Raw genomic sequence first — 13,238 nt, forward strand, 5'->3', positions numbered from 1 at the left:
GGGCTGGGCTGTTCCACGCTATGTATTTATGACATATAGTGACAATAGGATTTTAATTGATCTTGAAAATATTCTTCATCTTCGAGAATTAAAGAATGAACTTTTTAAGCAGGGTAGATTACAGTTGAGAGAATCATTACATGACATCAATAAAAATTGCCTTAGCAGCCCGCTGGGTAGTCATGCAATGGAAGTTGTATTTCCGTTGAAAAAAATGAACGATGTCGCTAAAAGGAAGAGTTTAGGAGCTGTTGAAGACGGAAAAAAAGAGATGGTTAGTGAGAAAATGATTTATCGTTTGCCCGGAAGTGAATGGCTATATGTTAAGCTCTATGTTCCACAAGCAAGAGAGAATGAATTTATTTCAAAATATATGACATCATTTGCTAATAATATTGTACAAAATGGTTTGGCTCAATCATGGTTCTTCATGCGATATCGTGATCCAGATGCTCATATTCGTTTGCGATTTTATGGAGATCCCAAGAAGTTGAATGCATCTGTTCTTACTCATTTAAGGGATTGGGCAAATAATTTAATGAACTCTGGATTTATTCACAAAATGACGATTGATACGTATGAACGAGAAGTAGAGCGATATGGTGGTCCGTATCTGATAGAATTGGCCGAGAATTTCTTCCATTACGATAGTAGGTCAGTAACAATGCTTCTTAATGTGATCGGACAACAAGCTGAACTGCCAGTACATGCACTGGCATCCTTAAACATAATTGAAATTATGGAGAATTTTGGTTTAACTTATGAACAACAATTGGAAACTATTGAAAGAAATACAGATAAATATGAATTCATGGATGAATTTAGAACAATGAGAAAATTATTAAGTAACATTGGAAATCCTGAAGGTGATTGGAATAATTTACGTAATTACAATTCATCAATTGGACTAGAGATTTATAAAAGTCTATTAGTTCGGAGAGAATCATTAAAAGAATATGTTTCCAGTATTCAACAATATAAAAATGAAGACAAGCTCTGGAATAAACAACAAACAATTATGGGAGCAATTATTCATATGCATTGTAATCGACTATTGGGAGCTAATCGGGAACTAGAAAAAAAAGCACTTGCCTTTACGCGGCATATCTTATCAAGCCAGCGATATTGGAGGAATCAGAATGAAACAGATACTCAATCACACACCTGAAGATGAGAAACTATCATTTTCAAATATTTTAAAGTCTTTTCATTATTGGCCTGGTTTATTTAAACTTTTATGGGAAACGCACAGAGGATATTTCTTCTGTGTGCTTACCTTAAATTTTTTAAATGGATTATTACCTGCAGCATTGATTTTGACAATCCAATACCTTGTTAATACAGTACAAAACATCTACCAGAATGGGTACAAGGGTGATTATTTTACTCATGTTTTACCGTTTTTTATAGCCTTTGCACTAGTTACAATTTTAACGGGTGTTACAGGATCAGTTTTGGAAACATATAAACAGCTTTACCGAAATCTTCTTTCTAATAAAATCAATGTAAAATTAATAGAAAAAGCAAAAAGATTACCTTATTCCAGTTTCGAGAACCCAGAAATTTACAACAAACTTCAACGGGCGCGCCAAGATTCCACATATAAACCATTTGCTATTTTTGAAGAACTTATGGGGATTATAAAAAGTGGAATAACTGTGATTTCTATTTCCGGTATCTTAATGATTTGGAACTGGCAGTTTACCCTGATTTTAATTCTATTACCACTAATCTCTTCCTGGTCAATCATGAAAATTGGAAAAGAAATTTTTTTAATTAGTCATAAGCGTGCTGAAGAAACAAGAAAACAATTTTACTACTACTATTTGCTAACGACAGACATCACAGTAAAAGAAGTGAAATTATTTGGATTGGGCAATTTACTTCTAAAAAATTATTCAAATATGTTCAATCGATTTTATCTGCAAGATAGACGTCTGCTTTTAAAAAAGATGAGGATTGACCTATTTTTTCAATTAATCAGCGTGGCTTTTGTAATGTTTGTGCAGTTTATGGTGGTTATGGATGCTGTAACAGGGATTATTGCTATTGGAAGTCTTATCGCTTATTTTCAAGCTGTAAATACTACACAAAAAACATCTAATGAATTAATGTATATGATTTTTAATATGCACCAAAACAATCTTTATATGACTCAACTATTCTCATTTTTGGACGTTCCTGAAGAAAGGGATGTTTCAAATAATGGAGACAATACTTATTTAGATAGCATCTCTTTTGAGGAAAAAGGTATTCGATTTATAAATGTCTCTTTTAAGTATCCTGGTCAAAAAGAGTATACATTAAAAAAAGTGAATTTTCACATAAAACCAGGTGAAACATTGGCTCTTGTCGGATCTAATGGTTCGGGTAAATCTACGATTGTAAAGTTAATTACAAAACTTTATACGGACTTTGAAGGGATTATTCTATTAGATGGAAAACCCATTCATCAATACAGTACAAACGAATGGCAGGATAAGATTAGTGCTATTTTCCAAGACTTTGTTAGATATGAACTAGATGTTAAAGATAATATTGGCTATGGTGACTATAAAAAAGCCGATCAAGTAATGGCTATACAAGCTGCAGCTAAAAAATCTGGAGCATTAAAGATGATTAATAGTTTGCCTAACCAAATGGATACACAACTTGGGAAAACTTTTGCGAACGGAATTCAGTTATCTGGAGGGCAATGGCAAAGAATCGCCATTTCAAGAGCATACATGAGGGATGCGAGCCTATATATTCTAGATGAACCTACTGCCGCATTAGATCCAGAAGCAGAAGAAGAGGTTTTTAGAGATTTTAAAGAAATTACAAAAAATTGTATGGGGCTCTTTATATCCCATCGGTATTCAACTGTAAGGCATGCTACAAAAATTATGGTCCTCGATAAAGGTAGAGTCGTGGAACTAGGTACTCATAATGAACTATTAAAGATAAAAGGAATATACGCAAGACTATTTGAGTTACAAGCTAAAAATTTTATAGATTATTCCAAAATTCAAGTGAATGTTTAATTAGAGAGGAGAAAACTATGCAATTAACTACAGAAAAAAAGTCATTTTGGTTACAGGGAATTAGTATTGAAAAAAGAAATAAAGCATTAAAGTTAGTTCGTGATATAGCAGAGCAATTAAAGGATCCGATGTATGTAGAAAAAATTGTTATGGAGCCTGATAATATACCAAATGGAGGAACACTTCATCCATGGGACCCCATTACTTTATCCCATGGTTATCCAGGTACTATAATGTTATTTGCAGAATTAGATCGACAGTTTCCAAAAGAGGGATGGGATCTTATTGCACATAGTCACTTGGTAGAAATACAAAAGGCAATAGAAAAACAAGGTGTGAATAGTATTTCTATGTTTGGCGGTGTTTCTGGTATTGCGTATGCGACATCATATGCTTCGCGTAACTATGAAAGATATCATATATTTTTGCAGAAGTTAAATGAATTTGTACTTTCGCAGTTACATCTTGTATTGAACTACGGGAAAGAAGAATGTGGTGTTCATCCATTTATGTACGATACAATCCAAGGTGCTACTGGAGTAGGGCGTTATTTGCTGCAAAATATTCAACTTGAATCAAATTTGGAAGCACTCAAACAAATTCTCAATTGTTTTATTAATATGTCTAATGACATTGAGGTGAATGGAGAAGTTCTACCTGGTTGGTACGTACCGTACACCAATCAGTTTTTGGAAACAGATAAGATACTATTTCCGGATGGGAATTTCAATTGCGGCCATGCTCATGGAATGCCTGGCCCACTTTCCTTGATGGCGTTGGCTATCGAACAAGGAATTGAAGTTCCTGGACAAAAGCAAGCGATTCGTAAAATGATAGATTGGCTAATAAAATGGCAAGATGAAGGTTCGTGGCCTGCGAGGCTTAGTTTTAAAGAAGTGGTCAATGACCAATCATACCACGTGTATCCGAAGCGAAAAGGCTGGTGCTATGGAAATCCAGGAGTAGCAAGAGCTCTCTATCTGGCTGGGAGATCCTTGAAGGATCAGAAGGCCATGAAAATTGCATTAAGTTCTTATCAAGATACACTTTTGCAAAGTGAGGAAGAATGGGATTTATCTTCTCCAACATTTTGTCATGGAAGAGCGGGATTATTACAAATGTCTATTAGGATGGCAAAAGATGAAGATGGGGAAATATCGATGCAATCCATTACAAAATTAATAGATTATGTAATGGATGCATATGATCCTCAAGCACCATTTGGCTTTAAAGACTTACAATCCAATGAGCAGACTTCAAACGAGCTAAACAAGGTAGGACTATTGGAAGGTGTAAGTGGTGTACTTTTAACCTTATTAAGTCTAAGCGCAGTAGAGGAACCATGGTGGGACGGAGTATTTCTAATTTCCTAATCAAGAATTGAGAGGATGTTACAGTATGAACCAAATGAATCAATTGCTTAGTTCTAAGAAAATATTAGTAGGAGTAAGCGGCTCTATTGCAGTAGCTGGAATTTTTCAATATTTAGCTATATTGAAAGCGAATTTTAGTGAAGTAAAGGTTATCATGACAAAAAGTGCAATAAAACTTATCCCTGCAGAAACCGTGAAATTATATTGTAATGAGGTATTTATCGATGAGGAACTTACCCTAAGTGGTAAACCAGGTCATGTGGAATTGGCTAGATGGGCAGACTTACTAATGGTATTACCAGCTACAGGAAATACTATTTCAAAAGTAGCTCATGGTTTAGCTGATGATTTATTAAGTACAGTCATTCTTGCTCATGATAAACCAGTTCTCTTTTTTCCTAATATGAACAAATTAATGTGGGAGAAAAAAGTAGTTCAGAATAATGTTAAACTTTTAAAAGAATATGATCATATAGTGATTCCGCCTTTGAAAACAACAGCTTTTGAAATTGCGACTATGTCTTTGAAACCGAACTATGTTTTACCTAATAATCAAGAAGTATTGCATATACTCTTTAAGGAATTTGAGAAAAGAAAGTCAGTAACTGTACATGAAACGGTTGAAATGCACTAAAACTCACATTTTTGTGAGTTTTTTTCTTTTCTTTATTCTTTTCTTTATTTTTTTTCTTTTCTTTATTTTTTTTTAATATTTGTCTTCTATATTAGTCCATAAGGAGGGATTTTATATGAATAATGAAATAGTTTTAGAAGCAAATCACTTAACAAAAACTGTAGGTGGCAAGACAATAGTAAATGATTTTTCAACTAAAATATATAAAGGAGATATTTGTGGTTTTCTGGGGCCGAATGGGGCAGGAAAAACAACTGTTATGCGTATGTTTACAGGATTAATTCGCCCGACAAAAGGAGTCATAAAAATAAGTGGTCAAGATGTAAATCAAAATAGACAACAGGCTTTGATGAATATGGGCGCAATAATCGAATCACCAATATTCTTCCCATATATGACGGGTAGAAAAATGCTACAAAATTTAGCGAGATTATACCCTGCTCTTTCTCGAAAAGAACAATTAGAACAAGTAGAAGCAATACTATCTATTGTAAGGTTAACTGACGATGCAGATGTGAAAATTAAAAATTATTCATTAGGAATGAGACAGCGACTCGGGATTGCACAAGCTCTTCTAGGTGATCCAGATGTTATTTTATTAGATGAGCCAGCCAATGGTCTGGATCCTATGGGCATGAGAGAGCTAAGGGAATTAATTCTTGAACTTCGTGAAAAGAAAAATTTAACCTTTTTTATTTCAAGCCATTTACTAGATGAAATTCAGCAAATGTGTGACCGCCTTGTCATAATTAGAAATGGAAAGCTTATCACCCAAGGAAGGAAAGAAGAGTTAATTACTGATCCAACAAAAAGGTTGGAAGATGTGTTTGTGGAGATGATGACATCATGAGGGGGCTTTTTATTTCTGAATTTGAAAGGCTTTGGACGCAAAAAATAACTTGGATAATCTTGTTTTTCTTACCTTTAATGGTAGTTGCGTCAGTTAAATATTATCTAAACTGGAATCAACATACTTCTCCTGGAAGACCAGATTACGTTACTGCTTTAAATTTTCCTATAATAAGTATTTCTGAGCATCTTGTGGTTTCGTTTAATATTATCGCTATAATACTGATTTCTACTGTTATAGCGCATGAAGTAGAAAATGGACAATTAAGAATGATTTTGATTCGTCCATTTTCTACCTCACAACTTTTTGTAGCTAAGCTTGCTACTATATTAACTACCATGTTCCTATATTTAACTTTGTTTTGGATTTTTAATTCCATAGCAGGCTATTTATTCTTTCCAAAAGTAGATACATTAATAACATTTATAGATGAAACCAAGGTTTCTATTGCAGGGGCGATACTATATAACTTAAAGTATTTCTTTGCATGTTTCATTACTATGATTTGTATTGTTTCTGTATTTACATTAATAGGGGCGTTAAGTAGAAGTACGATGATCACTCTTGGATCAGGGGTGGCCTTTATTTTCTTTGCTATTGCAATTCCACAGATTTTAGAATTCTCTAGCCAAACGATAATTAGCGCTAATACTGTACTACATCTTATGTACATGTCAATCGTTAAAATTCAGCATACAGGTATAGCATTTCTACTTTCATCAAGTAATAGTATARACATTTACATTGTTATAGTGGAAGCGATTTATATTTTCCTATTTGGAATGTTCGCATACTTGTCATTTGTGAAAAGAGATTATTTTATTTGAAAACTAGGAGGGAGTTCAATTGAAAGCATTAGTTATAAGTGAATGGGAACGACTATGGAATCAGAAAAAAAGTAAATGGATGTTGGGGATTTTTACTGTTATTGTTTTTCTTCAAGCCTGGTTTTTGAAGTACTATGGGGTTGGGATTTATAATGATGGGCAACAAGTGCCACTAAATTCTTGGAATTTTTCATGGTTTTTATTAAAGGAATCTTCTTTCTTAATTACTTTGATTTTCATGCCTGTATGTTTCTTGAATAGCTTAAATGTAGAATACAACTCAGGAGCATATCGTCTATTTTTAATTAGGCCTTTTCAACGATTAACCTTTCTTATGTCAAAATGGTTTTCTCTTTCTGTAATGGTATTACTCTACTTATTTGTTGTTCTTTTTATTGGCATAGTACTTGGGTTGGTGTTTTTTAAAGCAGATGATGCTTTTACTTTCTACGGTCAACAAAAGACCTCTATAGAAGCAATATTCTATACGGTACAAGTATATGGATTGTTTTTTATTATTCAAATGTGTGGTTTAGCTATTGCTAGTTTAATAAGTATCATAATTTCAAATGCAGTTATTAGCTTTTTCCTTCTGATTGGAATTTACATCGGCTGCTTGTACATAAGTCAGTTATCGTTCTTTTTATTATCCGTTCAAAGTATCTTCCATGCTCTCAGCACAGGAAGTAACACTTTATACGTCCTGATTCTAGGTATCATGATTATTAGTGTTAGCGTTTGTATAAGCATTTGGAATAAAAAAGAATTTACATGTTAATAAAAGGATAGAAGGGAGGTTTACCATGATTATGTTAGAAGCCAAAGGAATTGAGAAAGTTTATAAAACTAATTTCCAAGAATATCCAGTTTTAAATAATGTCAACTTAACTGTTCATGAAGGAGATTTTGTAGGGATTATGGGACCTTCAGGGAGTGGAAAGTCTACACTTTTAAATGTGCTTTCCTCTCTTGATTTTCCTTCAAATGGAGAAATTACAATTAAGGGACAGAATTTAACTAATATGAATAGTGATCAATTAAGCAATTATCGTCGCGAAAATATTGGTTTTATTTTTCAAAATTACAATTTGTTAGATCACTTAACAATTGAAGAAAATATTCTTCTACCCGCAGCTTTAAGAATGGGGAGCAAAAAGGGTGTTAGGGATAAACTCGAAACATTAGTGAATGAACTAAATATTGAACCGCTTTTGCCAAAGTATCCCTATGAAATCTCTGGGGGACAACAGCAAAGAGCTGCTATTATTCGTTCGTTAATTAACGATCCTTATCTGTTATTTGCTGATGAACCGACGGGAAATCTAGATTCAAAATCTGCTTATGATGTATTGAATATACTAAAAACATTGAATGAAACACATAAATCAACAATCTTAATGGTAACTCACGACTCTGTAGCTGCTAGTTTTTGCAACAGGGTCATATTTTTGAAAGATGGCAAGATTGTTCATGAGATGCAACGTTCCCATGAAGAAAAGCAATTCAGTTTCAATCAACGTATACTACTCTATATCTCTAAAGAAGTGGGGGAGAATGATGTCAATATTTTCACTCGCACTTAAAAATATAACTCGCAATCTTTCACTGTATATAGTGTATCTTGTAAGTTGTATTTTATCAGTTACAATTTTTTATATGTACGCAGCATTTCTTTCATATCCAAAAGTTTCTGGAATAGAGCAACTGTTAATTGCGTGTGAATTCATCATCTTGCTAACCAAAGGATTTACCTAGGTTTTCAAAGAAGAAATTCATTATTTCCCTGTTAATTTTGGTTATTTCTTATGCTTTTATCCTTAATGCATCTTTACCCGTACTATTATTCTCTTTTCTACCTGTAGCTGCTCTTTTATTATTAGGAACGTACCTTTTTTGTTCGCACGGATTAGTAGGAACTGTATCCTATTTAATCAATAAAGAAAAAAAGCATTTAAATGGCATTCGAATGCTAATATTTATAAGTCTAAGGAAAAAACTTTATTATAATGCTAAAATTATCTTCCTTGTTTCAATACTCTTATCAATGATAATGATATTAATCAGCTCCATATATTTATATTCAGAGTTGAATGATCAAAGAATGCGAAATAGCCACCCACAGCCAGCTATATTTATTGTTGATAAAAAACAAGAGAATACACTAGAATCTGCTTTAGAGAAAAACTTCAAAGGAGAAGTTGAGGGATTTCATAAGAAAAAATGGGAAGGTATATTACTGAATTCATCAAAAGGAGAAGGTAAAACCTTTATACTACAAACAGATTCATTCTTTATAAAGGACTGGACAGAAACAAAAAAAGATAACCTGTTATTTAGTAAAAAAAATGAGAATATCGATAAGTTGCATATCCAAACAAATAACGGTAATACAGAATTGATAGTAAAAAATATGGTCGGAAAACAGGCGATTAACTCGGTATCTCGGATAGATAATGTAGCTTTTGTACCAGCAGATACTTTTAATGAATTAGAGAAGGGATCATTACCTACTCAACATGTTTCATTTTACACATTAGATTTCAAGGAAAATAATAAGGGTTATAGTGCACTAAAAAAATTATTTGAGACACTCCCTTTAGAGATAAAGGAACAGTCCAGTGTTCGTCTTCTACATTATGAAAATACAGTTCAATTAACTTCAGTTTTATGGATAATAGCATTATTTATCGGTTTTATCTTGGTAATTGCTTTATCCAGTCTGCTTTGGTTTAAGTTATATGAAGATATATCTAATGATAGAAAAATATTTCACTCTTTAAGAAAAATCGGTTTGAATTTCAATGAAATAAAAAAAACATTAAGGGTTCAAATTGCTATAATTTTCTTTGTACCAATTATTCTGGGGGGGGTAAATCTATTTATAGCAATCTATGCCTTGCAAAATATATTGGGAGGAATTAAAATTTACTCAATAATATTAATATTTTTTATTTTCTTAGTCTTACAATTAATATTTTTCTTCATTTCAAACCACTATTACTATAAAAAAGTTGTTCATGAAAAGAATATTAATTAAAAAGAAAATATATTTTACAAAATAATAAGATTTTTAATCTAAACTAGAAAGGAGTGTTTTTTTTATGAATGGAACGATTCTTGTTGTAGATGATGAGTCAGAAATTGTAGATGTACTCTCTGATATATTCTCTGATCGTGATTATAAAGTTCTCAAGGCCTACAATGGAGAACAAGCGCTAGATCATTTAAAAACACAAGTTGATTTAGTCATTTTAGATATTATGATGCCTAAAATGGACGGTTTTGAATTTTGTAAGGTCGTTCGTGAACAAATAAAATGCCCGATTCTATTTTTGAGTGCTAAACATTCAGAAATAGATAAAGTAAAAGGCTTTACTTTAGGTGGAGATGACTATATTACAAAACCATTCCAAGTTAAGGAGCTAATTGCACGTGTTGAGRCCCACTTGAGGCGTGAGAAAAGAGAACGTGTAAACTTGCAAAATCAACGTTTCTTAGGAAACTTGACCATTAACTATTCACAGCATGATGTTTTCATTGATGGAGTAAAAATAGATGTAACGAGTAAAGAGTTTAAAATATTAGAGCTTTTAACGGTAAATCTAGGACAAATCTTTTCTAAGGAACAAATTTATGAAAAAATTTGGGGGCTGGATGCAGTTGGGGATCTCAATACAATAATAGTACATATTAATAACTTAAGAGCTAAGTTAAGTTTAGGTATGTCAACTTACCATATTAAAACCGTATGGGGAGTTGGCTATAAGTTGGAGAAATGTTAATGTTAAAAAAATTATCGTTGAAAAACCAATTTATTCTAACATTTGCAGCTGTAATATTTTTAAGTATTGTCAGTACGGTTTGTACGTTAATTTTAATATACTCTTTTCTTTTTATTTATAATGAAAAATCTGTTTTACCTGCCAACCATTATGAAAAACAAGTGCCCAGCATTGAAAAATTTGTAGAAATGAATGGGGATAAAATAGTAGATTTATCCTATCAAAAAAAACTAGAGAAAGTGATTCCAATGCAAGGAATTACTTATCAAGTTATGAATACGAATGGAAATAGATTATATGGTACATTGAGCGATGAATTATTGAAAAATGATAAAGAAGTGTATCATAAAATAAATACATCTACTCAAAATGGTAAACTAATTACAAAATACATTCCAATTATAAGTAATGGTAAACTAGTTGGTGTGCTTGCTGTACGATACATATTAGCTGCATCTATTGATTATTACATAGAATATGTATTTATTATTGCTTTTCTTGTTCCTTTTATATTTTTAACGCTTTATTCTTATTTATTAGCTAAGCGTTTAGGAAAACAGTTGAATAAACCTATCAAAGAAGTAATAATGGCCTCACAAAAAATTAAAAACAAGGATTTAGACTTTGAAATAAAATATGAAAGTGAAAATGAAATAGGTATATTAATTGATTCTTTCAATAGTATGAAGGAAGAATTAAAAAATTCATTGTATGTTCAATGGAAATTAGAACAGGAACGTCGGGATATGGTTGCTTCCATTGCACATGATTTGCGAACACCGTTAACTATTATTTTGTCTCATGTAGAAGTATTAATGGAACCCATGCCAAATAATCAAAAACGGATTCATCACTACTTGCAAACAATTAAGAATAATACAGAAAGAGTATTGCATTTAACAGAAGAAATGAGGAGAGTCTCTGAAGTGGACAACCCTGATTTCACTCTTATGATTTGCAATATAGCTCCAGCTGAAATGATTCCAGAAATGCTTGAAGAGTTTAAGGAATTGGCAGAAAATGAAGATATACAATTAACCTATACTTTACTTATTAAATCAGAAGAAAAAAATCTTAAGTTTGCACTTGATCCGAATCGTTTGCATCAAATTCTTACGAATATTATTTCTAATAGCATTCGTTTCACTCCAAAAAAAGGAAGAATTGATGTGCAAGTGGAGGTGAAAAAAGACGTTATGTCTTTTTCTATCTCGGATTCTGGAGTTGGATTTAATACAAAAGATATTCCGTTTTTATTTAGTAAATTCTACCAAGGTGACCTTTCAAGGTCAAATCAACTACATCATGGACTTGGTTTGTATATCGTGGAAAAATTGGTTAAAAAACACGGTGGAGAAATTCATGCTGAAAATAATGAGATTCAAGGGGCATGCATTTCATTCACGATACATTCTCTTTTTAGTAACGAAAAAAGGAACTATGAATTGTCATAGTTCCTTTTCATTATTTAATAGCATTATATACGTCCAGCTGTCCGTTCCCCCAAGAGGCTCTATCAGGTGCTATATCTTTCTTTATTCCGTTTTTGTAAAGGTGTGAAATTGATCTTTTCGGTTGATTTTTAAAATTATAGTGATTGATAATTAGAGCTAGTGTAGCGGATACTTTCGGAACTGCCATTGATGTACCAGCGGCAAATAAGTATCTTCCAGTATTAAAAGTTGTCAGTACTTCCTCTTGTCGGAAAAGACCAGTATTCCACCATACCTCTTCGCCATATTGTTGCCATAAACGATAATCTCCTCCTGGAGCTGATATGTCAATGACCCCTTCTCCGTAATTAGAGAATACAGAACGTTGTCCGGTTGGACCGGTTGATGATACTGTTACTACACCTGGTAATTCCCCAGGTGCTTCTATTCCTACACCAGTAAATATTTTCCCCTCTTTTTCATATTTTTGTTTAAGAAAGTTATTTAGCTCCTGTTTATTAGCCACGTTTACAGAATCATTTCCTGCAGAAGCTACTACTACACTACCGTGCTGATTGGCATATTCTATAGCACGTTTGTAACCTTCTACTTCTGCCCATCCATTGTCTACAAGTTTTCCATTTTCATAGACTTTTCCATTTACATAATAGGAACCAAGACTAAGGTTGATAACATCTACATCATCCTTAGCTGCTTCGATGATGGCATTAATGACCCAGGCTGCATCAGCTGATTTATTTCCAAATACACGATATGCTCTGATTCCCGTATCAGGAGCAACGCCTTTTAATTCCCCATTTGCAGCAATAGATCCTGAAACGAGAGTTCCATGTCCATTGATATCATTTATATTATTAATATCACCTGTCTCTTCAGGTTCAGTACCTCTCAATCCTCCCTTTGGAACGAAGTTTTTAGATCCAGGAATAAGGTTTTTTACTAAGTCAGGATGATCCACATCGACTCCCGAATCAATAATTCCAACAACCACATTATGAGAGCCAGTTTCTTTTTTATAACTTTCTCCATTATGAGTAATTTCCTTCATGTCCCATTGCATATCCCATAAGGGAGGTAGGTTTGTATCTAATGTTTTTGTTGAAAGAGTTGATAAATTAGGCATTTTTATGGAATGAGGAACCTCTGGTTTTTCGACTTGCAAAGAAGGATTAACTGATTCAAATAAGGGAGATTGATTTTTAGAAATTTGTGTATCTCCTTTGAATTGAATGAGTCCTATCTCCGGGACAGTATAAGTAATTTCTCCATTCTCCTTTTTTATCTCAGTGATGCCT

The 13,238-nt window shown here is 32.8% G+C and carries 12 protein-coding genes; 11 read left to right on the forward strand and 1 reads right to left on the reverse strand.

Translation table 11 applies throughout. The annotated features are described in order from the left end of the window. The 11 genes from AC1DJR_RS11050 to AC1DJR_RS11100 form a co-directional block, all read left to right on the forward strand. A partial coding sequence (locus AC1DJR_RS11050; protein ID WP_477002615.1) for a thiopeptide-type bacteriocin biosynthesis protein occupies positions 1–1,168 on the forward strand: 1,168 nt, incomplete at its 5' end. Then, positions 1,140–3,023: an ABC transporter ATP-binding protein gene (locus AC1DJR_RS11055; RefSeq protein ID WP_131245451.1), complete on the forward strand. Its 1,884-nt coding sequence runs from the start codon at positions 1,140–1,142 to the stop codon at positions 3,021–3,023. The genes AC1DJR_RS11050 and AC1DJR_RS11055, both read left to right, overlap by 29 nt. Before the next feature lie 17 nt (positions 3,024–3,040). Next, a complete protein-coding gene (locus AC1DJR_RS11060) occupies positions 3,041–4,396 on the forward strand; it encodes a lanthionine synthetase C family protein (RefSeq protein ID WP_002167992.1) in 1,356 nt (451 codons plus the stop codon). A gap of 25 nt (positions 4,397–4,421) precedes the next feature. Next, positions 4,422–5,030, forward strand: a complete 609-nt coding sequence (locus AC1DJR_RS11065; protein ID WP_131245453.1) for a flavoprotein — start codon at positions 4,422–4,424, stop codon at positions 5,028–5,030. Between the two features lie 115 nt (positions 5,031–5,145). Continuing rightward, positions 5,146–5,880, forward strand: coding sequence for an ABC transporter ATP-binding protein (locus AC1DJR_RS11070; RefSeq protein WP_001058380.1), 735 nt, complete (start codon positions 5,146–5,148; stop codon positions 5,878–5,880). Then, on the forward strand, positions 5,877–6,707 hold the full coding sequence (locus tag AC1DJR_RS11075; RefSeq protein WP_477002616.1) for an ABC transporter permease: 831 nt from the start codon (positions 5,877–5,879) through the stop codon (positions 6,705–6,707). Before AC1DJR_RS11070 ends, AC1DJR_RS11075 begins: the two co-directional genes overlap by 4 nt. Positions 6,708–6,726: 19 nt before the next feature. Then, a complete protein-coding gene (locus AC1DJR_RS11080; RefSeq protein ID WP_131245454.1) occupies positions 6,727–7,485 on the forward strand; it encodes an ABC transporter permease in 759 nt (252 codons plus the stop codon). 25 nt (positions 7,486–7,510) lie between these two features. Continuing rightward, positions 7,511–8,290, forward strand: coding sequence for an ABC transporter ATP-binding protein (locus AC1DJR_RS11085; RefSeq protein WP_002128192.1), 780 nt, complete (start codon positions 7,511–7,513; stop codon positions 8,288–8,290). Positions 8,291–8,793: 503 nt separating this feature from the next. Then, on the forward strand, positions 8,794–9,744 hold the full coding sequence (locus AC1DJR_RS11090; RefSeq protein ID WP_477002617.1) for an ABC transporter permease family protein: 951 nt from the start codon (positions 8,794–8,796) through the stop codon (positions 9,742–9,744). A gap of 64 nt (positions 9,745–9,808) precedes the next feature. After that, positions 9,809–10,489: a response regulator transcription factor gene (locus AC1DJR_RS11095; protein WP_477002618.1), complete on the forward strand. Its 681-nt coding sequence runs from the start codon at positions 9,809–9,811 to the stop codon at positions 10,487–10,489. Then, positions 10,489–11,943, forward strand: a complete 1,455-nt coding sequence (locus AC1DJR_RS11100) for a sensor histidine kinase (RefSeq protein WP_002128187.1) — start codon at positions 10,489–10,491, stop codon at positions 11,941–11,943. The genes AC1DJR_RS11095 and AC1DJR_RS11100 overlap by 1 nt, the downstream gene beginning before the upstream one ends. 10 nt (positions 11,944–11,953) lie before the next feature. Here AC1DJR_RS11100 and AC1DJR_RS11105 read toward each other — a convergent pair. Further along, the coding region (locus tag AC1DJR_RS11105) for a S8 family peptidase (RefSeq protein WP_477002619.1) at positions 11,954–13,238 on the reverse strand (1,285 nt) is incomplete at its 5' end.

It is taken from the genome of Bacillus sp. 05T31, from assembly GCF_056396725.1.